22 protein-coding genes are annotated in these 24,544 nt (G+C 67.1%); 14 read left to right on the top strand and 8 right to left on the bottom strand.

The window, feature by feature from the left end:
* The first annotated feature begins 59 nt into the window (after window positions 1–59).
* Both ACFWBU_RS01415 and ACFWBU_RS01410 read left to right on the top strand, forming a co-directional pair.
* Window positions 60–725, top strand: coding sequence for a TetR/AcrR family transcriptional regulator (locus tag ACFWBU_RS01415; RefSeq protein WP_378527234.1), 666 nt, complete (start codon window positions 60–62; stop codon window positions 723–725).
* Entirely contained in the window at window positions 722–2,299 is a 1,578-nt protein-coding gene (locus ACFWBU_RS01410; protein WP_296550654.1) for an MDR family MFS transporter, read from the top strand. The genes ACFWBU_RS01415 and ACFWBU_RS01410 overlap by 4 nt, the downstream gene beginning before the upstream one ends.
* Here ACFWBU_RS01410 and ACFWBU_RS01405 read toward each other — a convergent pair.
* Window positions 2,268–3,821, bottom strand: coding sequence for a succinic semialdehyde dehydrogenase (locus ACFWBU_RS01405; RefSeq protein WP_169620834.1), 1,554 nt, complete (start codon window positions 3,819–3,821; stop codon window positions 2,268–2,270). The genes ACFWBU_RS01410 and ACFWBU_RS01405 overlap by 32 nt on opposite strands.
* A gap of 151 nt (window positions 3,822–3,972) precedes the next feature.
* On the opposite strand from ACFWBU_RS01405, the gene ACFWBU_RS01400 reads away from it, so the two are divergent.
* Both ACFWBU_RS01400 and ACFWBU_RS01395 read left to right on the top strand, forming a co-directional pair.
* A complete protein-coding gene (locus ACFWBU_RS01400; protein ID WP_296550655.1) occupies window positions 3,973–5,814 on the top strand; it encodes a long-chain fatty acid--CoA ligase in 1,842 nt (613 codons plus the stop codon).
* Between the two features lie 17 nt (window positions 5,815–5,831).
* A complete protein-coding gene (locus ACFWBU_RS01395) occupies window positions 5,832–6,212 on the top strand; it encodes a DUF5313 family protein (protein ID WP_378527232.1) in 381 nt (126 codons plus the stop codon).
* A 24-nt stretch (window positions 6,213–6,236) separates the two neighbouring features.
* Here ACFWBU_RS01395 and ACFWBU_RS01390 read toward each other — a convergent pair whose 3' ends face one another.
* Window positions 6,237–6,986, bottom strand: a complete 750-nt coding sequence (locus ACFWBU_RS01390) for a FadR/GntR family transcriptional regulator (protein WP_169652271.1) — start codon at window positions 6,984–6,986, stop codon at window positions 6,237–6,239.
* Between the two features lie 170 nt (window positions 6,987–7,156).
* Between ACFWBU_RS01390 and rraA the strand changes: the two genes are divergently transcribed.
* Entirely contained in the window at window positions 7,157–7,651 is a 495-nt protein-coding gene (rraA, locus tag ACFWBU_RS01385) for a ribonuclease E activity regulator RraA (protein WP_169620837.1), read from the top strand.
* Between the two features lie 13 nt (window positions 7,652–7,664).
* Here the strand turns inward: rraA and ACFWBU_RS01380 are convergent, their stop codons facing one another.
* On the bottom strand, window positions 7,665–7,889 hold the full coding sequence (locus tag ACFWBU_RS01380; RefSeq protein WP_169652272.1) for an RNA-binding S4 domain-containing protein: 225 nt from the start codon (window positions 7,887–7,889) through the stop codon (window positions 7,665–7,667).
* A gap of 28 nt (window positions 7,890–7,917) precedes the next feature.
* On the opposite strand from ACFWBU_RS01380, the gene ACFWBU_RS01375 reads away from it, so the two are divergent.
* The 3 genes from ACFWBU_RS01375 to ACFWBU_RS01365 all read left to right on the top strand — a co-directional run bounded on the left by ACFWBU_RS01375 (window position 7,918) and on the right by ACFWBU_RS01365 (window position 12,388).
* On the top strand, window positions 7,918–9,303 hold the full coding sequence (locus ACFWBU_RS01375) for a deoxyribodipyrimidine photo-lyase (RefSeq protein WP_169652273.1): 1,386 nt from the start codon (window positions 7,918–7,920) through the stop codon (window positions 9,301–9,303).
* Between the two features lie 221 nt (window positions 9,304–9,524).
* Window positions 9,525–10,907, top strand: coding sequence for a TIGR01777 family oxidoreductase (locus ACFWBU_RS01370; protein WP_296550656.1), 1,383 nt, complete (start codon window positions 9,525–9,527; stop codon window positions 10,905–10,907).
* Window positions 10,908–10,915: 8 nt separating this feature from the next.
* The gene (locus tag ACFWBU_RS01365) at window positions 10,916–12,388 is read left to right on the top strand and encodes an SDR family oxidoreductase (RefSeq protein ID WP_378527231.1); all 1,473 of its coding nucleotides are present in this window, start codon (window positions 10,916–10,918) and stop codon (window positions 12,386–12,388) included.
* Between the two features lie 65 nt (window positions 12,389–12,453).
* Here the strand turns inward: ACFWBU_RS01365 and ACFWBU_RS01360 are convergent, their stop codons facing one another.
* On the bottom strand, window positions 12,454–13,044 hold the full coding sequence (locus ACFWBU_RS01360; RefSeq protein ID WP_206038684.1) for a lipocalin family protein: 591 nt from the start codon (window positions 13,042–13,044) through the stop codon (window positions 12,454–12,456).
* Window positions 13,045–13,083: 39 nt separating this feature from the next.
* Window positions 13,084–13,749: a fasciclin domain-containing protein gene (locus tag ACFWBU_RS01355; RefSeq protein ID WP_169620842.1), complete on the bottom strand. Its 666-nt coding sequence runs from the start codon at window positions 13,747–13,749 to the stop codon at window positions 13,084–13,086.
* Window positions 13,750–13,908: 159 nt separating this feature from the next.
* Here ACFWBU_RS01355 and ACFWBU_RS01350 point away from each other — a divergent pair, with 159 nt between their 5' ends.
* From ACFWBU_RS01350 to ACFWBU_RS01340, 3 genes are all read left to right on the top strand, one after another.
* Complete coding sequence (locus ACFWBU_RS01350; RefSeq protein ID WP_169620843.1) at window positions 13,909–14,541, top strand: alpha/beta hydrolase; 633 nt, start codon at window positions 13,909–13,911, stop codon at window positions 14,539–14,541.
* 171 nt (window positions 14,542–14,712) lie between these two features.
* A complete protein-coding gene (locus ACFWBU_RS01345; protein ID WP_169620844.1) occupies window positions 14,713–15,294 on the top strand; it encodes a sigma-70 family RNA polymerase sigma factor in 582 nt (193 codons plus the stop codon).
* Window positions 15,278–16,066 (top strand): anti-sigma factor, encoded by a 789-nt coding sequence (locus ACFWBU_RS01340; protein ID WP_378527230.1) that lies wholly within the window; start codon window positions 15,278–15,280, stop codon window positions 16,064–16,066. Before ACFWBU_RS01345 ends, ACFWBU_RS01340 begins: the two co-directional genes overlap by 17 nt.
* 7 nt (window positions 16,067–16,073) lie before the next feature.
* On the opposite strand, the gene ACFWBU_RS01335 is transcribed toward ACFWBU_RS01340, so the two are convergent.
* Both ACFWBU_RS01335 and ACFWBU_RS01330 read right to left on the bottom strand, forming a co-directional pair.
* Complete coding sequence (locus ACFWBU_RS01335) at window positions 16,074–16,883, bottom strand: putative protein N(5)-glutamine methyltransferase (RefSeq protein WP_169652276.1); 810 nt, start codon at window positions 16,881–16,883, stop codon at window positions 16,074–16,076.
* Window positions 16,884–16,904: 21 nt separating this feature from the next.
* The gene (locus ACFWBU_RS01330) at window positions 16,905–17,420 is read right to left on the bottom strand and encodes a MarR family winged helix-turn-helix transcriptional regulator (RefSeq protein WP_378527229.1); all 516 of its coding nucleotides are present in this window, start codon (window positions 17,418–17,420) and stop codon (window positions 16,905–16,907) included.
* 46 nt (window positions 17,421–17,466) lie between these two features.
* Here ACFWBU_RS01330 and ACFWBU_RS01325 point away from each other — a divergent pair, with 46 nt between their 5' ends.
* From ACFWBU_RS01325 to ACFWBU_RS01315, 3 genes are all read left to right on the top strand, one after another.
* A complete protein-coding gene (locus tag ACFWBU_RS01325; RefSeq protein WP_378527228.1) occupies window positions 17,467–19,599 on the top strand; it encodes an MMPL family transporter in 2,133 nt (710 codons plus the stop codon).
* Between the two features lie 85 nt (window positions 19,600–19,684).
* On the top strand, window positions 19,685–23,035 hold the full coding sequence (gene lysX / locus ACFWBU_RS01320) for a bifunctional lysylphosphatidylglycerol synthetase/lysine--tRNA ligase LysX (RefSeq protein ID WP_378527227.1): 3,351 nt from the start codon (window positions 19,685–19,687) through the stop codon (window positions 23,033–23,035).
* A gap of 45 nt (window positions 23,036–23,080) precedes the next feature.
* Window positions 23,081–23,683, top strand: a complete 603-nt coding sequence (locus tag ACFWBU_RS01315) for a histidine phosphatase family protein (RefSeq protein ID WP_378527226.1) — start codon at window positions 23,081–23,083, stop codon at window positions 23,681–23,683.
* Window positions 23,684–23,705: 22 nt separating this feature from the next.
* Here the strand turns inward: ACFWBU_RS01315 and ACFWBU_RS01310 are convergent, their stop codons facing one another.
* Entirely contained in the window at window positions 23,706–24,311 is a 606-nt protein-coding gene (locus ACFWBU_RS01310; protein WP_378527225.1) for a GNAT family N-acetyltransferase, read from the bottom strand.
* Between the last annotated feature and the right edge of the window lie 233 nt (window positions 24,312–24,544).

Genomic DNA, 24,544 nt, shown 5'->3' with positions numbered 1-24,544 from the left:
TTCTCACTTCGAGAGAACTACATTTGCAGATTCTTATATTTGCACTAATGTAAAACTTCATGACTGCAGCGGAGCCCAGGGGCCAGGACGCGAAAGGTTCCCATCGCGAGCGCAAGCGGGCCCGCACGTGGGCCGCAATCCATCTCGCCGCGGCCGAATCCGCCGCCGTGCACGACCGCCTCTCGGACGTGACCGTGGAAGCGGTCGCGGAACGGGCCGAGATTTCGCCGCGCACCTTCTTCAACTACTTCAGGTCGAAGGAGGACGCCGTCCTGGGCCAGCAGGCTCCGGTGATCCACGACGACATCGCCGACGATTTCCACATCGAGGCCGGCGACGACCTCGTCGAGAAGGTCGCGTTCCTGTTGCTCGCGGTGTTCCGCACCTCGGTCCACCGCCTCATCACGTACGGCGAATACGCCACGTTGCTCGACCGCCACCCGGAACTGGCGCGCCGGCGCCTTCAGCACATCGATGCCGTGGAGGCACTCGTCGCCGACCTCGTCACCGCACGTCTCGCCGAGTCGCAGACGCCCGGCACATCGCCCGGCGGACACGGCGGGCACACCGTCGAGGAGACAGCCCTGCTGATCGTGACGGTGGCCGGTGCCGTGATGCGCACCGCGATGGCTCCCGTGCTCGACCTTCGGAACGGGACCGAGGGCGACGCGGACTCCGTCCTCCGCCGCACCTGCGCACACTTCAGGGAGGTCACGCGAGCATGAATGCCACCGCCACCACCGCCGCACCGCGCAGCCACACCGAATTCGACCGCCGCGCAATCACCTTCATTTTCATCGGGCTGATGGCGACGATGCTCGTCGCCTCGCTCAACCAGACCGTGCTCAACCCCGCACTCCCCACCATCGTCGGCGAACTCCACGGTGTCGACAAGATGCTGTGGATCGTCACCGCGTACATCCTCGCGTCCACGATCACGATGCCGATCTACGGCAAACTAGGAGATCTGTTCGGCCGCAAGCCACTGCTGCTGACCGCCCTGACCATCTTCCTGGTGGGCTCGACCATCAGCGCGTTCGCGGGAGATATCACGTGGCTGATCGTCGGCCGCGCCGCCCAGGGTGCGGGCGGCGGCGGACTGATGGTGCTGTCGCAGGCCACTGTCGCCGACGTGATTCCGGCCCGGCAACGCGGAAAGTACCTGGGCATCATGAGCAGCGTCTTCGCGGTGTCCTCGGTCGCCGGTCCCCTGCTCGGCGGCTGGTTCACCGAGGGACCGGGATGGCGGTGGGTCTTCTACATCAACCTCCCGCTGGGCGTACTCGCCTTCATCGCGGTGGCGTTCTTTCTCCGGCTACCCCGCACCCGCAACTCGCGGCCCCGCATCGACATCGCCGGGATGACGGTCCTGTCCCTCGCCACGACGCTTCTCGTCTTCGTCGCGACCTGGGGCGGCTCGCGTTACCCGTGGACCTCTCCCGTGGTGCTGGGTCTCATCGCGGGCACGCTCGCCACGGCAGTTCTGTTCCTGTTCATCGAAAGCCGTGCGGCAGAACCTATTCTCCCGCTGCACCTGTTCCGCGACCGCAACTTCGACGTGAGCACCCTCGCCGGTCTCCTCAACAGCATCGCGTTGTTCGGTGTCGCGGCATACATGCCGACCTACCTGCAGATGGTGGCGGGACGGAGCGCGACGGTCGCGGGCCTGCTCATGTTCCCGATGATGGGATCGATGCTGATCACCTCGACGCTGGCGGGACGTCTGGTGAGCCGGACCGGCCGATACAAGGTGACGCCCATCGTCGGCTCGGTGCTCGTCGCGGTGGCGATGCTGTTGCTGTCCCTGCTCACCGTGGACACACCGATCTGGGTGCTGTGCTGCTTCCTCGCCGTGCTCGGGGTCGGACTGGGCGCATCCATGCAGATCATGGTGCTCGTCGTGCAGAACTCGTTCCCGGTCGAAGAGGTCGGCACCGCCACCGCGGGCAACAACTACTTCCGGCAGATCGGAGCGACGCTCGGTTCGGCCGTGGTCGGCAGCGTGTTCGCCACCCGCCTGAACGTGCTTCTCGCGGAACGGGTCCCGGAAGGGGGCCTCGCCGCGGACGACGCCAATTCCCTCACCCCGGCCATGGTGCACACCCTGCCCGACGCCGTGCAGCAGCCGATCCTCGAGTCCTACAACGACGCCCTCACACCGATCTATCTGGCGATCGGCCCGTTGGCGATGGTGGCCGCGGTACTACTGTGCTTCGTCGTCGAGAAGCCCCTCGCGACCACCATCACGCGGCGTACGGACCCGGCCGTCAACGACCCGGCAGCCACCCCATCGCCTTGACGAGCGGGGGCAGCATCTTGGCCCAGATCTGCCTCGGAAGCCCGCGCGGGCCGTCGAGGTTCAGCACCCGGGTGACGGCCACGGTCTGCGACTCGGTGTACTTGAGAAGCCCTTCGGCACCGTGCCGGCGGCCCACACCGGAGATGCCTACGCCACCCATCGGAGCATCCATGCTGCCCCACGCCGGCGCGTAACCTTCGTCGACGTTGACGGTGCCGGCGCGGACCTTCGCCGCGATCTCTTCACCCTGCGCCTTGGTCGCCGCCCAGACGGAGGCATTGAGCCCGTACTCGGTGTCGTTCGCACGCCGGATCGCTTCGTCGACGTTGTCGACCGGGTACACCGACACGACCGGACCGAAGGTTTCGTCCCGGTAGCACTCGGCGTCCTCGGGAACGTCGGTGAGCACGGTCGGTTCGTAGAACAGCGGACCGAGGTCGGGGCGGGCCTTGCCGCCCGCCACCAGCGTCGCGCCCTTCGCCACCGCGTCGTCGACGTGGCCCGACACCGTCTTGACCTGGGTCTCGTTGACGAGGCAGCCCATCTCGGTGTCGAAGTCGTAGGACGCGCCGAGCTTGATCGCGCGCACCCGGTCGCCGAACATCCGCAGGAACTCCGGAGCGATCGACTTCTCGACGTAGATACGTTCGATGGAGATGCACAACTGCCCGGAGTTCGAGTAGCACGCGCGCACCGCCGCGTCGGTGACCTTCCGCAGGTTCGCTCCCGCGGTGACGATCATCGGGTTCTTGCCACCGAGTTCGGCGGAGAAACCGATCAGGCGCCGGCCGGCCTGCTCGGCGAGCAACCGGCCCGTCTGCGAGGACCCGGTGAACATCAGATAGTCGGAGTTCTCGACGATCGCCGTGCCCACCACCGATCCGGGGCCGGGCACCACGGCGAACACATCGCGTGGCACACCCGCCTCGTACAGCAGTTCGGCGACTGCGAGAGCGCAGTACGGCGTCTGACTGTCGGGCTTGAGCACCACCGCGTTGCCCGCGAGCAACGCGGGAATCGCGTCGGACACCGCAAGGGTCATCGGATAGTTCCACGGCGCGATGACGCCGACGACACCCTTCGGATGGTGCAGCACGGTGGTCTTCGTCAGGACGGGAAGCATCCCGGTCGCCCGGCGGGGCTCGAGCAGTTTCGGAGCGACGTGCGCGTAGTGCCGCGCCGTCATCGAAATGTCGAGCACCTCCTCCTGCGCGGACGTGCGGGACTTACCCGTCTCCGCCTGAGCCATGTCCATCAGCTGGTTTCGCCGCGCGTACACCAGTTCGCGGTAACGGAGGATGATCTCCGCGCGCTCGGTGACGGGCATCCGCGCCCAGGACGCCTGCGCAGTGCGGGCACGATCGATCGCGGCCTTTGCGTCGTCGGCGGTTCCGACGGGGACGGACGCGATCTCCTTCCCGGTGAACGCCTCGACGACAGGCCGCGTGGGCCGGTCCGCCGCGTCGGGAATGGCGATGAGATCGGCGAGACGTGCGAAGGTCGCAGCGCTCGGAGCAGGCATAAGACACCCCTACCGGTGAGTAGTTCTCGGAGTTACACCAAACGTACCCTCGGAAGGTGGTCCCTGTCACAAGCGCCTACCTCCGCCCGGGTCGTGAGTTACCCGGCGAAACCGGGCATCCCGCGCGCCCCGGCTTCCTAGACTGGGGCATATGACCACATCGAAGGGCATATCCGATGAGAAGGTCGATCGAGCGAAGATCGAGAACCGGGCGCCCTCTGTGGCTCACATGTTCCTCGACCGCATCACCGCGTCTCCCGATGCCGAGGCCTTCCGGTTTCCGATGGGCGCGGAGGAATGGATCGGGGTCACGTGGGCGCAGACGGGCGAACGCGTACGCCTGCTCGCGGCGGGCCTCATCGCGCTCGGCATCCAACCCGAGGACCGGGTGTCTCTCGCGTCGACCACACGATACGAGTGGGTCCTCGCCGACCTCGCGGTGATGTGTGCGGGCGCGGCCACGACCACGGTCTACCCCACCACGAACGCCCACGACGTCGCGTTCATCGTGGCGGATTCGGGAAGCCGGATCGTTATCGCCGAGGACGCCGACCAGGTCGGCAAGCTGGTTCAGCACCGGGACGAACTGCCGGATGTCTCCGCGGTGGTGGTCGTCGACGGCCACGGTGACGGCGACTGGGTACTCGGTTACGACGATCTCGAGGACCGCGGACGCACACTGCTCGCCGAGAACCCGAACGCGGTGTCCGACCGGATCCAGCGGATCCGGCCCGATCACCTCGCGACCCTCATCTACACGTCGGGTACCACGGGAAGGCCCAAGGGTGTTCGTCTGCCGCACTCGGCCTGGACCTATGAGGCCGCCGCGATCGACGCCATCGGCCTCCTCGGTCCCGACGACCTCCAATACCTGTGGCTTCCGCTGTCGCACGTGTTCGGGAAGGTGCTGCTGACCCTTCCCCTCCAGATCGGTTTCCCGACAGTGGTGGACGGACGAGTCGACAAGATTGTCGAGAACCTCGCGGTCGTGCACCCCACATTCATGGGGGCGGCGCCACGGATCTTCGAAAAGGCGCATGCCCGAATCGAATCCATGATGGAAGACGAAGGCGGCGCGAAGAAGAGGATCTTCGACTGGGCCGTCGGCGTCGGACTGAAGATGTCCCGGGCCCGGCAGGACGGCAGGTCCCCTGGCACGCGCGACAAGCTCGGCTACGCGCTCGCCGACCGACTCGTGTTCTCCACCGTCCGCGAGCGGTTCGGCGGCAGGTTGCGCTTCTTCATCTCCGGTTCCGCGCCGCTCAACCCGGACATCGGCAGGTGGTTCGATGCGGTGGGTATCCCGGTGCTCGAGGGGTACGGGCTCACCGAGACCGCGGCCGCGTCGTGCGTCAACCGCCCGGACTCGAACCGGATCGGCACGGTCGGGCGCCCGGTGCCCGGCACCGAGATAGCGATCGCCGACGACGGCGAGGTGCTGATCAAGGGGCCGGGCGTCATGACGGGCTATCACAATCGTCCCGACGCGACGGCCGAGTCGCTCACCGAGGACGGCTGGTTCCGCACCGGCGATATCGGCAGCATCGAGGACGGTTATCTGAGGATCACCGACCGCAAGAAGGACATGTTCAAGACCTCGCAGGGCAAGTACGTCGCACCGTCCGCGACCGCGGCGACGTTCAAGGGAATCTGCCCGTACGCGTCGGAAATCGTCGTCTACGGCGAAGGCAGGCCGTACTGCGTCGCGCTGGTGGGCCTGGACGCGGAGACCGTGACCGAGTGGGCCGGCAGGAACGGGCTCGACGGGGCGAGTTTCGCGGAGATCTCGCGGCACGAGAAGACGCGCGGCATGATCTGGACGTACATCGAGGAGCTGAATCTGCAGCTCAACCGGTGGGAACAGGTCAAGAAGTTCACGATCATCGACCGCGAACTCACGGTGGAATCCGGTGACCTGACGCCGAGCATGAAGTTGCGCCGCAAAGTGGTGGTGGACTCGTTCTCGGACAGCCTGGTGGGTCTGTACGACTGAGGGCTTATGCTGTCGATATGAGTAGTGCACGACCTAATTTGTTTCAGCGCCTCGGATACATGGTCGGTCGCACGTTGCCGCCCGAGATGCGCGAGTGGGTTCGCAACGACATCCTCGGTCCCGGGGGCGCGCGGCGCTATCTGCTGCGCTGGAACCTGCCGATCATCCCGCCGTTGATGCTGTTCCTGCTGATTCCGGGCCCGGTCTGGATTCCCTTCGCGATGATGCTGCTGCTGTTCCTGCCCTGGGTCTACTTCTCGGCGGCACTCATGCCCGTGTGGCAGCGCCATCGCTTGCAGCAACACGGAATCGATCCCGAACTGCTGAGCGAGAAAGCCCGTAACCGGGCGGCCCGGGAACGCGAGGACTACGAGCGTCGCATGGGCCGGACCGTCTGAGCCTCGGCTCCACCGTGCGCCGGCCTACGACAGCACTTCCACCAGCGTGGTCTCGCTGTCGCCGGTCATGTACTTCTCGACCTTGTCGAGATGGTGACGCCAGAAGGCCTGTGCCCGGCCGGGTTCGCCCGCGCGCAGTAGTGCGACGAGTTTGCGGCTCGCGCGCAGCGCGACGGCCGCGCCGGGCCGGTCCGGCTCGGCGCGAGAGGAAATGTACAGGGCGGCATGAGCATCCATGATGTCGAGGAGCATGCCGGCCAGCGTGTTCAGCGTCTCGTTGCCGCCGAGTTCCATGACCGTGCGATGCACCTCGGTGTTCGCCTTCGCGAACGCGTGCGGATCGTCCAGGAAGGCTTCTCCCCGGTCGACCACGGCGGCGAGTTCGTCGATCCGCCCGTCGGGATCGGCCGCGATCAAACCCACCGCCGCGACCTCGAGTTCGGTGCGGGCGCGGTAGACGTCGGCCAGGGGGACGCCGCGGTATTGCAGCAGCAGGCCGGCATAGCGGGCTGCGGTGGACCTGTCGGGCGCCTGCACGCGGGCGCCCCCGTGGGCCCCGCGCAGAACGGTGATGATGCCTTCCGACTCGAGTATCCGGAACGCTTCACGCAATGTCGGGCGCGAGACGCCGAACCGCTCCATGAGCGCGGCCTCGTTGGGAAGCGGCTCCCCGGCTTCGAGTTCTCCGGTGATGATCTGGCGGCGAAGATTCGCCGCGATCAGTTCCCCGGCCTTGGGCACACGCACGATCGTCGAACGTCCGTCGAGTGGCATGTCCCCGTCCTGTTCTCCCGGTCGGTCGTTCACCCGGCATAAGTGAACCTTTGTGAAGGATACAAGGATCTAACGCTTTGGCCTGCGAAGAGATTAATCATCGATCTGATTGCGGCGATCTCGGTCCCCGCCGTCCGGACGGCCCGCCGCCGTCCCTTTATCCTCAGCACATGAGCGAAGCCACTGCCCACGCATTCACCGCAACCGCCGACCTCGCCGACGAGATCGGTCCGGACATCCGTAGCTGCGACACCCAGTTCATCCAGTTCGGTGGCCGCAGCGAGTTCGCGGGCCCCGTCACGACGATCAAATGCTTCCAGGACAACCTGCTCGTCAAGCAGACCCTGTCCGAGCCCGGCAACGGCGGCGTGCTCGTCGTCGACGGTGGCGGCAGCATCCACACCGCGCTCGTCGGCGACATCATCGCCGGCCGCGGGGTCGACAACGGCTGGGCCGGCGTGATCGTCAACGGTGCTGTCCGGGACTCCGCGATCCTGCGCACGCTCGACATCGGGGTCAAGGCACTCGGCACCAATCCCCGTAAGAGCACTCAGACAGGGTCCGGCGAGAAGAACGTGCCGGTCGAGATCGGCGGCGTGACGTTCAACCCCGGCGAGATCGTCTACAGCGACCACGACGGCGTCGTCGTGCGCGCGGAGAACTGACTCGATACGCAGGTCAGGTGTCGCGCACGACCCGCGCGCTCATCCCGCCGATCTCGACCACATCACCGACCTGGAGCTGACGGCCTCGTCTCACGTCGACTTCACCGTTGACGGAGACCAGGCCGTCGGCGATGACCTCCTTGGCCTCGGCACCCGATTCGATCAGGCTCGCCAGCTTGAGGAACTGGCCGAGTCTGATCGACTCGTCACGGATCGGTACTTCGAAGACATCGGACATGCCAGCCATTGTCCAGCACACTGGTTCGATGAGCCGTCCCGCCATCGTCTGGTTCCGACGCGACCTCCGGCTGCGCGATCTTCCCGCCGTCCTTTCCGCTACCGACATCGCGCAGCAGGGCGTGGCGTTGTTCGTTCTCGACGACGCCCTGCTCGGTCCGTCCGGGCCGCGCCGGCGTGCCTTCCTCATGGCGTGCCTGCGTGCTCTCGACGACGATCTGTCCGGCCGCCTCCTCGTGGTGCGAGGTGATCCGGCAGAGGCCGTGCCTGCGGTCGCCCGCGCCTTCGACGCGTCCGAGGTTCACATCAGCGCCGATTTCGGCCCGTACGGGGCACGGCGCGATGCGCACGTTGCCGAGGCGCTCGAGGGTGTGGCACTGGTGTCCACCGGATCGCCGTACGCGGTGTCGCCGGGGCGCATCACGAAACCCGACGGCACGCCGTACAAGGTGTTCTCCGCGTACCGGCGTGCCTGGCTCGAACACGACGTGCGGCCACCCGCAGCGACCGACGCCGGGACCATCGACTGGATCGACCCGGCGGGCACGCCGGGCCGCACAGCGATCCCCGACGCCGGCGACATCGCGCTTCCTCCGGCCGGGGAACGGGCCGCCCTCACCCGCTGGCGAGAATTCCTCGCCGACGATCTCGAGCGGTATGCGACCGACCGGGACCACCCCGGTGCCGACGGCACGAGCAGGTTGTCGGCCCACCTCAAGTTCGGGTGCATTCATCCCCGCACCCTGTTGCACGACCTGCGCGACCGCTCCGGCGCCGGGGCCACCACGTTCCGCAGCGAACTCGCGTGGCGCGACTTCTACGCCGATGTGCTGCACCACCGTCCCGACACTGCGCGGCGGAACTACAACGAGACGTTCGACGCGATCCGATACGACACCGGCCCCGACGCCGACGCGCTGTTCACCGCGTGGTGCGAAGGGCGGACCGGGTTTCCGATCGTCGACGCCGGTATGCGCCAGCTTCTGGCGGAAGGCTTCGTCCCCAACCGGGTCCGGATGATTGTCGCGTCGTTCCTGACCAAGGATCTGCACATTCCGTGGTGGCGGGGGGCACGGCACTTCATGACGCACCTCGTGGACGGCGATCTCGCCTCGAATCAGCACAATTGGCAATGGACTGCGGGGAGCGGAACGGACGCCGCGCCGTACTTCCGGATATTCAATCCGACGGCGCAAGGCGAAAAATTCGATTCCGAGGGTGATTACGTCCGATGCTGGGTACCCGAACTCCGGAGTGTCGTGGGCAGCCGGGTGCACACGCTGCCGGACGGCCCGCCTGAGGGATATCCCGCGCCCCTGGTGGACCACGCTCACGAACGCCGGGTGGCGCTCGAACGGTACGGGGAAATTCGATCGACGAATCGACCCATCCACCGGTCGGGTCGCGCCGAATGAGAAACAGGCGGACCGTCCGCCTCCGACAATAAGGAGACACCGTGCTGCGAGATTTCGTCGAGACTGCATTCCTGGCCATCCATACCCCGCTGGTCGAGGGCTACCTGTTCCTCCTCAGCGTGCTTCCAGCCTGACCGGAATGCGGCGCCGGGAGTGCCGGCGCCGCACACCGGATCCCGACAATCGCGCCGCCACAGCGGCGAATTCAGCCCGGAGGAAACATGGGCATCGAGTACAGCAGTATCGTCGACGCCCCCCGTGACGACGTGTTCGCCTGGCATGCCCGCCCCGGCGCTGTTCATCGACTGATTCCGCCCTGGCAGCCGATGAGCGTGGTGTCGGAAGCCGATTCGCTCGCCGACGGGCGTGCCGTCCTCGGCCTCCCCGGTGGCCTGCGCTGGATCTCCGATCACCAGCCCGAAGGTTACGACCCCCCTCACCGTTTCGTTGATGCGCTCGGTCGTGACGGCTTGACGTCCCTGCCGCCGAACCTGATCCGGTCGTGGCGGCACGAGCACCGGTTCGACGTCGTCGACGAATTCCGGACCCGCGTGACCGACAAAGTGGACACACCGGTCCCGGAACGCGTTCTGACCCAGACATTTCGGTACAGGCACCGCCAGCTCGCCGACGATCTCGCCAGCCACCGCCGGGCGCACACCGAGGGAGTGTGTCCCCGCACGGTCGCGGTGACCGGCTCGAACGGCGTGGTGGGCAGCGCATTGACCGCTTTCCTGAGCGCCGGCGGTTACCGGGTGGTGCGCCTGGTGCGCAGGCCCGTTCACGGGCTCCGGGAAAAGCAACTGGATCAGGAAAGGCAGTGGGATCCGATCGATCCCGCGCCCGATCTGCTCGAAGGCGTCGACGCCGTCATCCACCTGGCGGGCGCCTCGATCGCCGGACGCTTCACCGAGGCGCACAAGGCAGCCGTCCGCGACAGCCGGGTCGCGCCGACCTGGCGACTCGCCGAACTCGCCGCCGGCACCAGCAACGGGCCGGCGACCTTCGTGTGTGCGTCTGCCATCGGTTTCTACGGATACGACCGGGGCGATGCGCCTCTCGACGAACAGTCTTCGCGCGGGGCAGGTTTCCTCGCCGACGTCGTCGCCGAGTGGGAATCCTCGACGCAGCCCGCGGAGAAGGGTGGTGTGCGAGTGGTCCAGGTTCGGACCGGGATCGTGCAGACTCCGCGCGGCGGCACCCTGCAACTGATGCGGCCGCTCTTCTCCGCCGGCCTCGGCGGCAGACTGGGCAACGGCCGGCAATGGTTGTCCTGGATCGATATCGACGATCTGCTCGACATCTATCACCGTGCCCTGACGGATCCGTCCGTTTCGGGTCCGGTGAATGCGGTGGCGCCGCAACCGGTCCGCAACGAGGAGTACACGCGGACCCTGGCGAGTGTGCTGCACCGTCCCGCGTTGCTGCCCGTCCCCGGTCTCGGTCCACGACTGCTGCTGGGAGACGAGGGCGCACGCGAGGTCGCCGGCGCGAGTCAGTTCGTCGTTCCCAAAACGCTCCTCGACATCGGGCATCGATTCCGCAGACCCGACCTCGAGTCGTCGCTGAGGCACCAGCTCGGCCACATCCTGAACGGGAAGTGACGGGCGCGATGACCGCCGGCCGTGTCCTCGTCACCGGTGCCACCGGATACATCGGCGGACGGCTCGCGCCGCGACTGCTCGAAGCCGGTTATCGGGTACGGGTACTCGCGCGCAGTCCGGACAAACTACGGGACGTGCCGTGGGCCGACGATGTGGAGATCGTGCGCGGTGATCTCACCGACCCCGCGTCTCTCCGCGAGGCGTGCCGGGACGTGGATGTCCTGTACTACCTGGTCCATTCGATGGGGGGCCGAGACGAATTCGTCGAAGCCGAGCGGCGGGCTGCGGAGAACGTGGCGGCCGTCGCGCGCGAGTCCGGGGTGTCGCGCCTGGTCTACCTCGGAGGTCTGCATCCCGTATCCGGGCAATTGTCACCACATCTGAGCTCTCGCGCCCAGGTGGGACGGATTCTCCTCGAATCAGGTGTTCCCACCCTGGTACTCCAGGCAGGCGTCGTGATCGGGTCGGGGTCGGCGTCGTTCGAGATGATCCGGCACCTGAGCAACCGGCTGCCGGTGATGACCACACCGCGCTGGGTGAACAACCGGATCCAGCCGATCGCCGTGCGCGACGTCCTGCACTATCTCGTCGCCGCCGCCGACGCACCCCTTCCCCGCAGCGGCACGTACGACATCGGCGGTCCCGATGTGCTGCGGTACGGCGAGATGATGCAACAGTATTCCGAGGTGGCAGGCCTGGCCCGGCGACGCATCGTCGTACTTCCCGTCCTGACCCCACGACTCGCCGGTCTGTGGATAGGGCTCGTCACGCCGATCCCGCCGGGACTCGGCCGGGCACTCATCGAATCGCTGGGTTCGGATGCCGTGATGCGAAATCACGACATCGACGCCGTGATCCCTCCCCCGCCCGGCGGACTCACCGGATATCGCGAAGCGGTGCGTCTCGCACTGAGCCGGCTCGAACACGGTGAAGTGGAGACAAGCTGGTCGAGCGCGTCCCCCGTGGGCGCACCCGCAGATCCGTTGCCGTCCGACCCGGACTGGGCGGGCGAGGTCGTCTATATCGACGAACGCTCCGTCGAATCGGACACGTCGGCGGACCGGGTATTCGCGGTGGTCGAGAGCATCGGCGGCGAAAACGGCTGGTACTCCTTCCCGCTCGCGTGGACTGTGCGCGGGTGGCTCGACCGGTTCTCCGGAGGTGTCGGCCTCACCCGAGGGCGCCGCGATCCGAAAAAATTGCACACCGGCGATGCACTCGATTTCTGGCGGGTCGAACGTATCGAGCGCCCCGAACTCCTCCGATTGCGCGCCGAGATGCGGGCACCCGGTGGCGCATGGCTGGAATGGCGGGTCGAACGACTCGCGGCCGACCGCACCCGACTCACGCAACGAGCGATCTTCTTTCCCAAAGGTATTGCCGGGCGACTGTATTGGTACTCGCTGTTGCCGTTCCACGGCATCATCTTCCGCGGCATGCTCGAGAACATTGCGGGCACGGCGTCACGATCGGGTTCCTGACCGGATTCGCGACCGGAAAGGAGGGCCTGCCTTCACGGCAAGCCCTCCTCCCTCCCCGACCGGTACTAGACGGTGCAGAGCGGTCTGATCTCCTGCATCCCCTCGGTCGTCGGCGACGTCAGCATCAGGCACGCGTTGTACCCGCTGTTTTCGACGACGCGCCGGATCTCCTGCCATGCAGCAGGATCGACTACCGGAGAACGCGACAGCACGAACCCGGACAGGCGTGTCGAATCACCGACGAACGCCCACGAGTAGTCGTCTGCCAGGTAGGTGACGATGTAGTTGGTCGGCCCGTCCAGTGAATCCTGGGACGGTACTCCGGGGAACGACACATGCAGCTGCGCAGTGTCGTTCACCCGTGCATTTCCGACGATGCCGCGACGCTCACCGGTCACCGTGGTGCACGAATTCTCCACTCGGACGTTACGTTCGTCGAGCAACGTGTAGTTCGCCGTGGTGTCGCGCACGCAGTCGATGTTGAACGGCGCCGGATTGGCAGCGAGCTGATACCACTGTCCGACATACCTGTTCACGTCCAACTGCGGGACGGGTGTGAGCGGCGCGGCCTGAGCCGGCGCCGCAAGAACAGCCGCACCCGCGGCGGCGATGAACGCCGCCGCGAGTCCCCGAACGCTGCTTCGGATTTTCCGCATCGATACCTGACCTTCCCGAGGGTGAGTTGGAGAGAGCACTTACTGCGGGGTCAGGACGCCGTCGATCAGGTAGACCACGCCGTTCTCGGTCTCGATGCCGCCGCAGATCACGTTGGCGCCGTTGACCGTCCACATATCCTCGGAACCGGCTACCTCGACAGTCCCACCCTGCACGGTGGTCTGGGTGCCCGCGACGTCGTCGATGGTGAGCTCACCCGGAACCACGTGGTAGGTCAGGATGTCCGTCAGCATCCCCGAGTCGGTCTGCAGCGTTTCGATCGTGGCGGGGTCGAGAGCCGCGAACGCTTCGTCGACCGGTGCGAAGACGGTGAATTCGCCGCCGTCGAGCGTTTCGACGAGATTGACATCGGGGTTGAGCTGGCCGCTGACCGCCTGTGTCAGCGTGGTGAGGATCGGTACGTTACCCGCGGCCTCGGTGATCGTCTGCGTCGAGAGTTCTTCGACGGACGAGGGACCGGTCGGATTCGCCTCGACGTAGGCGGCGCAACCGGGGCCGACGGGACCCGCTGCCGCAGCCTGCGCCGAGGTGCTTTCCGTGGTCTCCATTGCCGAACCGGTGGTCGTGGTCGCTGCCGAGGTGTCCGACGCAGTGTCGGAATCGTCGGACGTACAGGCCGCGACACCGAACGCGGACATCGCACCGATTCCGATGACCGCCAGGCTCTTACGTGTAGCGATGTTCATAGCTGAAATTCCCTTCGTAAGCCGTGGCCTGGACGACCACGCCGATCGATGTGTCAGGGGTCATTCGCTACCAGTGTGAAGGCGGATGGGTCGGGGCGTGGAGTTTTTCCTTCGACGCCCCGGACCAATCCGGGATGCGTGTTGCAACGAACGACATTCATGGAGATTCTTCCGGGCCGTTCACGGGCCCACGTGCTGGTGCTTCCGGGCGGCAGGCCTGTCGGTACCGAGGCGCCGCGCCCGTGGCATGCGTCCGAGCTCCGGATGACGGCGTTCACCCACACGCTGGGCTCACGCCTACGTCCGCATCACATCACCGTCGAGCAGGTGCGTTACCGCTACAGAGGATGGAACGGCACGCATATGAGTCCGGTCCGCGATGCCCTGGAAGCGCTCGACCGCGCCACCCGGCGGGGCCACACCCGGATCGGGCTCGTGGGCCACTCGATGGGCGGGCGGGTCGCCGCGCACCTGGCCTCCCAGGGCGGGGTGGAATCCGTCGTGGCCCTGGCACCGTGGTGGCCCGAAAACGACTCCGAGCACATACCCATCGGCCGTCATCTGCTCGTCGCGCACGGCACCGAAGACCATGAGACGGACCCGCGAGCCACGCAGAGTCAGACGATGGCCGCCCGCGACCGCGGAGTGAACGCGCGCTGGCGTCCCTTGCCCGGAGCCGGACATTTGCTACTCACAGACCCCGGCTGGTGGGCCAGAACGACCGCAGATTTTCTGGTGTGCACTCTCACCAGCGAGCCGTTGACCTCACCTGGAGACGATCATGCTTCCTGACACCCCACGGTCCGCTCCTCTGCCCGGCGGTGGAATTGCGGTGCCGGCCGCCGCCGGCGCCGCGGTCCGGCGCTCCCGTATTTCGCGGCGGTGACGGCGGTGCTGTACTCCGATGTCTTGAGCCGCCGGTTTCGCCCGGCTAGGCTTTCGTTCGATGAGCGGACTGAGCCGATGACCGGCGTCGGTAGAGACACCGACACCCTGGGGGCGCTACTCACGCGCGTCGCCGCACAGGATCAGGCCGCGTTCGCCGAACTCTACGACGCCACACGGGCACGGGTGTTCGGCATGGTCCTGCGAGTCCTGCGCGATCCCGGCTACAGCGAGGAGACGACGCAGGAGGTCTACCTCCAGGTGTGGCGCTCGGCCGGCAGCTTCGATACGAGCCAGGGATCCGCACTGTCGTGGATCATCACGCTCGCGCATCGGCGGGCCGTCGATCGCGTACGCAGCGAGCAGTCCGGCGCCGACCGGGAGTCGCGCTACGGCTCGGCGACAGTGGACTCCGCCTTCGACTCCGTGAGCGAAGAGGTCACCCAGCGTGACGATCGCCGGCGTGTCACCGACTGCCTGGGCTCGCTCACCGATCTCCAACGCAGATCCGTCGAGCTGGCCTATTACGGCGGATACACGTATCGGGAAGTGGCCGAAGAACTTTCATCGACGCTACCCACCGTCAAGTCGCGGATCCGCGACGGACTACTCCGATTGAAGACCTGTTTGGGGGTGAATTCTGATGGCGCTCGACGATGACCGGGACCTGCTCGACATGGCGCCCGTGATCGCCCTCGACGCACTCGCACCCGACGAGCGGGACGAGGTAACGGCACGGCTGGACGACGCCGCGCCCGAAACGGTCGAGCGTTTCACCACCGACCTCCGGGACGCCCGGGAGACACTCGCCCAGATGTCCGCGGCCACCGCGACCGAGCCGCCCGCCGGATTACGGGGCCGGGTGCTCGCACTCGTCGCCGCGGAGAGCGCCACCGACCGTCCCGCCGAGCACGGCGGCGCGGAGAACTCCGGCCCGGGCATCGGGAATTCGTCCACCGACGTCATCTCGCTCGACGAACGACGCCGGCAGAGCAGGCGGCGGAACTTCCTGCTCGCCGCGGCCGTAGCCGTGGTCGTGGCGCTCGGCGGTGTCGTCGTCGCGAACCAGTGGACCCAGACGACCGACAGCCCCCTCGCCGAGCGGGTGCTCGCCGCCGAAGACGTCCGCACCACCACCGGCACGCTCGAGGGCGGCGGCGTGGTGACGGTCGTCTTCTCCGAGGACGCCGGCGCCGGCGTGCTCGTGATGAACAACGTGGCACCCCCCGCCGACGGCACCGTCTACCAGATGTGGCTGATCGGGCCGGACGGACCGGAGTCCGCGGGCACGATGACCCCGGCGGACGTGGCACCGTCCACGACCGCTCTGCTCGAGGACATCTCGGGCGCCACCGCCCTGGGATTCAGTGTGGAACCCGCCGGTGGATCCACCGCGCCGACGTCGATATTCGCCGAACTGCCACTGGGTTGACGCGATGTCACCTACGGTCCGCGACGACGACCGTGGCGTCCGACTCGTCCGAGAAGAGCACTCGCGGGCGGTACCCCGCCTGCGTCAGCATCTTTTCCGCGGCGGGAGCCTGAGTCGCTGCGATCTCGATCAACAGATGCCCTCCGGGTGCCAGCCAGCGCCCTGCCTCGGCGGCGAGTCGCCGATGGATGTCGAGCCCGTCCTCGCCCCCGTCGAGCGCGACACGCGGTTCGAAGCACCGCGCCTCACGCGGCATCGACTCGAGTGCTCCCGACGGGACATAGGGGGCATTCGCGACGAGCACGTCGACGCGTCCGAGCAGGGAGCCGGGCAAGGACGCGCACAGATCACCCTCGAGCACCCGCTCGCCGGGCAGATTGAGCCGCGCGCACCGCACGGCGACAGGATCGATGTCGGTCGCGTACACCTCGCACACGCCGAGCATCGCCGCGAGTGCGGACGCCACCGCACCGCAACCGCAGCACACGTCCACCACGACCGGGTTCGGGGGAGCCACCCGCGCGGCGCATCTCGCCAGGAATTCCGTACGACGGCGGGGGACGAATACCCCGGGCGACACCGCGACCCGCATGCCGCAGAACTGCACCCACCCGAGGAGATGCTCGAGAGGCGCTCCGGCAATTCGTCTCGCGACGAGAACATCCAGTTCCCGCTCGGAGGTTGCGGCGTCGGTGAGCAGGCGCGCTTCGTCTTCGGCGAACACACATCCGCCCCGGCGCAGCGCCGCGACGACAGCGGGCGAGGGCACCTGCTGCGGCGAGTTCGGCTGCGGCGGTATCGGCTGTTCGAAAGCCATGGTGAACCCTATCGCGCGGCGTCAACCGGTTTCCGTGGATGGATCGTCGGCGACGGGGGTACTCCCGGTCGTGTGAGCAGAGCTGCCCCGGTGCGCGTGGACGAGTTCGACGAGCAGGCGGCGCAACGTCTCCGGATCGGAGACCGACAGCGGAGACGCGGTGTTGTCGCCGACAGCGGCGTTGTCGTCTCGCTCGAGTTCGAGCACCCGGCGGTATTCGGCAGCACCGGCGGCCGTGATCCGCACACGCATCCGACGCTCGTCGGCGGGATCGACGGAGCGGGAAGCGAATCCGCCACGCACGAGATGATCGACGGTGCGGCTCATCGTCTGGTCCGTCACGCGACACGCCCGCGCCATTTCTCGTTGGGACATCGGTTGCGCCGCAATCGAATGCAGCGCGATAACCCCGGCATGGGTGAGCCCCCGCTTGCGAAGCTGCTGCTCCCACGCCTGTTCGACGAGGCGGGCAGCGGTGGAGAGCAACCGCCCGGTGGGCCACGCCTCGAGATCGTCGGGTCCCGCATCGTTCAGCACGCTGAATAATCTAGTATTCGGATATTCGCTCACGCCAGGAGGAATCTTGAGCACTGCAACCGCACCACCGCGAAAGACCGGTCGCTGGAGGTGGCTGCTCCCCGCCCTCCTCCTCATCGCGTGGCTCGTAGCCGCAGGCGGAGGCGGGCCGTTCGCCGGCAAGCTCAGCGAAGTCGCGTCCACCGACGCCAGTTCGTTCCTCCCGGCCTCCGCCGAGTCCACCCGGGCCGACGAGCTCTATGCGCAGTTCAACAGCAGCGAGTTCATCCCGGCGATCGTGGTCGCCGAACGCGACGGTGCGATCACCCCCGAAGACATCGAGTTCATCGCGTCCGAATCGGCCGGTCCGCCACCGATCCCGTCCGAGGACGGCAGCGCGGTGCAGATGATCGTCCCGATCGATGCCTCCGGGGAGGTAGGGGACGCCGTCGAGGAACTGCGTACGGCACTGGAGAACGCCCCTGAGGGGTTGACCGTCCACGTGACGGGACCGGCCGGCCAGGCCGCCGACCTGTCGTCGGCCTTCGGGGGCATCGACGGTCTGTTGCTGCTCGTCGCCGGCGGCGTCGTCCTCGTCATCCTCGTGGTGGTCTACCGCAGTCCGATCCTGCCGTTCGTCGTCATCATCTCGGCGGTGTTCGCACTGGCCCTCGCGAGCCTGGTGGTGTACCAGCTCGCCAACGCCGACATCATCGCGCTCAACGGGCAGAGCCAGGGCATCATGTTCATCCTGGTGTTCGGCGCCGCCACCGACTACGCACTGCTCCTCGTATCCCGATACCGAGAAGAACTCCGGATGGAGCAGGACAAGTACACCGCGATGCGCGCGGCGCTCCGTGGGTCGATCGAACCGATCGCCGCGTCCGCGGGCACCGTCATCCTCGGCGTCCTGTGCCTGCTGCTCTCCGACCTGAACTCCAACCGCGGTCTCGGTCCGGTCGCGGCGATCGGTATCGCCGCGTCCTTCCTCGCCTCCGTCACCTTCCTGCCCGCCGCACTCGTTCTGCTCGGCCGGACCGCGTTCTGGCCCACCCGGCCCAAGTACGAACCCGGCACGGACCAGGACGACATCGACAGCGGACACCGCTTCTGGGGCCGTGTCGCCCGATGGGTCGGCTCCAAGCCCCGCCCCATCTGGATCGTGTGCACGCTCGTGCTCGTCGCGTTCGGCGTCCTCGCTCCCCAGTTCAAGGCCAGCGGGGTCGCGTCCTCCGACGTGTTCCTCCTCCAGACCGACTCGAAGTCCGGCCAGGAGGTCCTGGGCGAGCACTTCGACGCCGGCACCGGATCGCCCACGATCGTCGTCGCGCGTGAATCCTCGCTGGACGCAATCGTCGACGCCACGGCCGGGGTCGAAGGTGTCACGGAGGCCCGGCCCGTCACGGGACCGGGCGACGTACCTGTCGTCATCGACGGACTCGTCGCGGTTCAGGCCACGTTGTCGGATCCCGCCGACTCGCTCGCCGCAGAACAGACCGTCGAAAGAATCCGCGATGTGACCCACGCCGTGCCGGAGGCGGATGCGCTGGTCGGTGGTCCCACCGCCGTCGACCTCGACACCAAGGACACTGCCACCCGGGACCGGACCCTCATCATTCCGGTCGTGACCCTGGTAGTGCTGCTGGTGCTCATCGTGCTGCTGCGCGCCGTCGTCGCGCCGATCCTGCTGATGCTCACCGTGATCCTGTCGTTCGCGGCCACACTCGGCGTGTCGTCGCTGTTGTTCAATCACGTATTCGGTTTCCCCGGTGCGGATCCGGTGGTGCCGTTGTTCGGCTTCGTGTTCCTCGTGGCCTTGGGTATCGACTACAACATCTTCCTGATGACCCGAGTCCGAGAGGAGACCAAGAAGGTCGGTACCCGGCAGGGCGTGTTGCGCGCACTGACCGTCACCGGCGGCGTCATCACCTCGGCGGGCGTCGTTCTGGCCGCGACGTTCTCGGCGCTCGCTGTGATCCCGTTGCTGTTCCTCGCACAACTGGCGTTCATCGTCGCGTTCGGTGTGTTGCTCGACGCCCTGCTGGTGCGCGCGCTCCTCGTGCCCGCGCTGTCCATCGACATCGGCAAGAAGATCTGGTGGCCGAGTGCGCTGTCCCGGACCGAGCCCGACGAACACGCCGCGACCGACGACGACACGCCCGGAGTGACCCCCACAACCGAATCCGGACGAATTCGATAGGGATGCACTCCAAGTGACCGCGCTCCCGCCGGTCACTCGGAGGGTTCCCGGCGCCGTGCACCGGCCGTAGCGTTACGGTCGGTGCATGTCTGCGGATCCCATAGCGCCGCCCTCGTCGTCGCCGTCACCGTCGCCCTCGGCGGCCCGGGAACGGCGTACCCCGGAGCCCCACCCGTCGCTGTCGGCACGCCTGAGCAGTCACCTCACCGCCGTTCCGCACATCGCCGGGCTGATCCTCGGCGTGTACGCGATCGCGATGGCCGCGTGGTCGATTTCGCCCACCCTCCGGTTTCTGATCCGCACGCCGCGCGAATACATCGACGAGTACTACTTCGACGCCCCCGACACGAGTCTCGCGCTCGCACTGGTCGTCGGACTGCTCGCCGGAGCAGTCGCAGGGCGTAAACGCATCGCGTGGTGGATTCTCACGATCTACCTCGGCGGCTTTACGATCACCAATCTCGTGTCCGCGATCGTCGAGAGCGACGCCACGCACCTGGTGGCCCTCGTTGTGCATCTCGCGGTGGTAGCCGTCCTGCTCCTCGCGTACCCGGAGTTCTACACCCGGGTCCGGCGCGGCGCGGTCTGGACGTCGGTGGGAGTGCTCGCCGGCGGACTGGTCGCCGGCACCCTCGCCGGATGGGGTCTGGTCGAACTCTTTCCCGGCACCCTGCCGCCCGCCGACCGCTTCCTGTGGGCACTGAACCGTGTCACCGCGCTGGGATTCATCGACAACGACCAGTTCGCGGGTCGCCCGCACGGATTCGTCAACACGACCCTCGGTCTGCTCGGCGCACTGGCTGTGCTCGCCGCCGTCGTGGTGCTGTTCCGGTCCCAGCGCTCCACCAACGCCCTCACCGGATCCGACGAATCGGCGATCCGAGGGCTCCTGTCCCAGAGCGACGACTCACTCGGCTATTTCGCGACGCGGCGCGACAAGGGGGTCGAATTCGCGCCGAGCGGCAAAGCTGCGGTGACCTACCGGGTCGAACTCGGAGTCTGTCTCGCGAGCGGCGATCCCATCGGGAATCCGGAAGCCTGGCCCCACGCGATCGACGAATGGCTCGACCTGGCACGCGCCTACGGCTGGACACCCGCTGTGCTCGGCGCCGGCAGGGAAGGGGCGACGGCGTATCACCGTGCGGGACTGAACGTTCTGGAGCTGGGAGACGAGGCAGTGCTGTCCGCGGACAGTTTCACTCTCGCGGGTCGTGAGATGCGTCCCGTCCGCCAAGCCGTCAATCGGGCGCGGAAACACGGTGCGACAGTGCGCATCACCCGCCACCGGGATCTGTCTCCGATCGAGATGTCCGCGGTCGCTCAGCGCGCCGACGCGTGGCGTGACACCGAATCCGAGCGTGGGTTCTCCATGGCCCTCGGGCGCCTCGGCGATCCGATCGACGGCGACTGCCTGCTCGTCGAGGCAGTGGTCGACGGGTCGGTCGTCGCGATGCTGTCGCTGGTCCCGTGGGGCTCCGACGGAGTCTCCCTCGATCTGATGCGGCGCGATCCGCACGCCCCCAACGGCATCGTCGAGTTGATGGTGTCCGAACTGTGCTCCCAGGCACCGGAATTCGGGATCCGTCGTGTGTCCCTCAACTTCGCGGTGTTCCGCTCCGCATTCGAAGAGGGTTCACGCCTCGGAGCCGGGCCGATCATGCGAATGTGGCGGTCGATCCTGCTGTTCTTCTCGCGGTGGTGGCAACTCGAGTCGCTGTATCGCTCCAACGTGAAATACCGGCCCGAGTGGGTACCGCGGTATCTGTGCTTCCGCGAGACACGGGAGATCCCGCGGGTCGCGCTCGCCGCAGCCGTTGCCGAAGGATTCCTCACCCTGCCGAGCTTCGGCCGTCGTACCACGCGCACCCACACCGGCACCCATTCGTCGTTCCCCCACAACGTCGACTCGGCAGAAGCACTGCACGACGACGGAAGCGCACCCGACTCGGCGCCGGGCGACACCGACACCGTGGACGCCCGCAGCGATACCCGTCCGGAACAGGACCGGGTGCGGAGGGCGACCCTCGAACGCATCATCGAGCACGGGGTGGACCCGTATCCCGTCGCGATCCCCCCGACGCACACCGCCGCCGAAGCACGTAACGCCCTCACCGGCACGCGTGTCGTCGTCGCCGGACGGCTGATGCGCATCCGGGATTTCGGTGAGGTGCTGTTCGCGGTTCTCCGCGATTGGTCCGGTGACATCCAGATTCTCGTCGACAGCCAACGCGTTGCCGGACAGCGCTTCCTGTTCGATCTGGGTGACCTCGTGGAGGTGACCGGCCGAATGGGACGCAGCCGGAGCGGGGAGATCTCGGTGCTCGCCGACTCGTGGCGGATCGACGGCAAGTGCCTGCACCCCCTACCCGGCAAGTGGCACGGGCTCACCGATCCCGAAACCAAAGTGCGGCAGCGTTACCTCGACCTCGCGGTCGACACCGGGGCGCGAGAACATCTCGCCGGCCGAAGTGCGGTCGTGCGGTCGCTGCGCGAGGAACTCCAGTCCCGCGGATACCTCGAGGTCGAGACCCCGATCCTGCAGGCGGTGCACGGCGGCGCCAACGCGGCGCCGTTCGTCACGCACATCAATGCCTACGACACCGACCTCTACCTCCGGATCGCCCCCGAGTTGTACCTCAAGCGACTGTGTGTCGCGGGCATGCCGAAGGTGTTCGAGATCGGACGCGTCTTCCGCAACGAGGGTGCCGACTTCACACACAATCCCGAGTTCACAATCCTCGAAGCCTATGAAGCACACAGTGATTACGAGAATATGCGGGTCGTCGCCCGCGAACTGATCCAGGCCGCCGCGCGTGCGGCACACGGCCGCGAGGTCGTCCTGCGCCCGAATCCGGACGGCACATCGACCGAGATCGACATCTCGGGAGAGTGGCCCGTCACGACGTTCCACGATGCCCTCTCCGAAGCACTCGGCACGTTCGTCGATGCACAAACGCCCGCCGACGTACTGCGACGCCTCTGCGACGAGCACCGGATCGCCTACAACCCGTCGTGGGACGCGGGCGCAACCGCGCAGAAGATGTACGAGCACCTCGTCGAGGCCCGCACCGAATTCCCGACGTTCTACACCGACTTCCCGTCGTCGGTGTCACCCCTGACCCGGCCCCACCCCCGTAAACCGGGTGTCGCCGCGAAGTGGGATCTGGTGGCCTGGGGAGTCGAACTCGGCACGGCCTACAGCGAACTCACCGACCCGGTCGACCAGCGTGCCCGTCTCACCCGGCAGTCGCTGCTCGCCGCCGGCGGCGACGAAGAGGCGATGCAACTCGACGAGGACTTCCTGGAAGCGCTCGAATACGCGATGCCGCCTACCGGCGGACTGGGTATGGGTGTCGACCGGATCGTCATGCTTGTCCTCGGCGGCAGCATCCGCGAGTCGCTGGCGTTCCCGTTCGCGAGGCCGCGCCGGTCCTGACAGGCGGTTTCACGTGAAACCGCCGCACCTGGCATCGTGAAGTCCGTGCAGCTACTTCTGATCCGCCACGCTGAGCCGAACAACGCGCGTTCCGGCAACGGCCTCCCGGTCGACCCGCCGCTCACGGAGGGCGGACGACGGCAAGCCGAGCGTCTCCCGGACGCGCTCGCGCCGTACCGGATCACGCGGCTGTTCTCGAGCCCCCAGCAGCGCGCGGCCCAGACCGCGGAACCGGTTGCCGCGACCCGGCAGCTCGAGGTCGAACGGGTGGAGGATCTCGCCGAGTACGACTACGGCCTCGACCACTACCTCACCATCGAGACCGCCAAGAATGTCGCGTCGGACGCCTACGCCCGAATCCGTGCCGGCGAGCTACCGGACTTCGTCGACGCGGAACTTTTCCGCACCCGGGTGCTGCGGGGACTCGACCATGTCGTGGCCTCGTGCGACCACTCCGACACCGCTGCGATCTTCGTGCACGGCGGAGTGGTCAACGTGGTGCTGCAAGACCTGCTCGGTCTTCCGCGACCGCTGATGTTCCCGATCGAATACACGTCGGTCACCCGCATCCTGGTTTCACGCACGGGAACTCGCCGGGTCGCCTCGATCAACGAGACCGGCCACGTGAGGGACACCCTGCGGGTGTAAATCGGTGCCGACCCAGCCCCGGTTACCGCCGGGTGCGCGGAGTGGCCAGGCGCATGACGACCCGGGGCGCGCCGCCGAGGGTTCCCCGCACGGGCGCGACCTCGACGAACCCGGCCTTCTCGAACATCGAGCGCAACCCCGGGTAGGTGAACACGGCATCGACCTTGTCTCCGGTATCGAGGGGATAGCCCTCGACGACCTCGGCGCCGTGCTCACGTGCGAACGCGATCGCTCCGAGCAGGAGTTGCTGTCCGATACCTTTGCGGCGACGCCGCCCCTTCGTACGGAGACAGAAGATCGACCACGGATCGACCCCGTCCACCAGTGGATAGGTCTCCGTGTCCTGCAACGCGGCGACCCGGGAGCGGGGTGCGACGCCCGCCCATCCGACCACCTCTCCGTCGAGATACGCGAGGATTCCCGGGGCCGGACGGTGAGCGCACATCTCGAACACCCGCTCCCGGCGCTCGCCGGCGTCCAGTCCGGCCGCCTCCGCGCCGAGGCGATAGGTGAGACACCAGCACGCCAGGGCGTCCGGCCGTCGCTTGGGACCCAGCATCTCGGTCACGTCGTCGAAGGCCCGCTGTGTAGCCGGCCGGAACTTCATGACCGTCGACTCGGCGCTCATAGGCTCGGCGAGGTCTCGGCTGCCTTCTCCATGGTTCCCACCGTAAACAGATATCCCGGCATGCCTGCGCCGGTTTTACACTCCGGTTATACGGCGAGCGTGAAGCGTGACATCGAACGACTCCGCGCGCCGGGGTGCCGTTCGTCTCCCCACATGGCCGCGCCGGTTGTGTCGCCCGTCGGGTAGGAGAGGAAGAACCCTGTTCCGGGTGCGGACGCCGCCGACCCGGTTGG

Origin of the sequence: Rhodococcus sp. NPDC060084 (assembly GCF_042730335.1) — a bacterium.
In the GTDB taxonomy this organism is placed as follows: Bacteria; Actinomycetota; Actinomycetes; order Mycobacteriales; family Mycobacteriaceae; genus Rhodococcus.
This window is presented reverse-complemented; position numbering and strand designations above follow the sequence as displayed.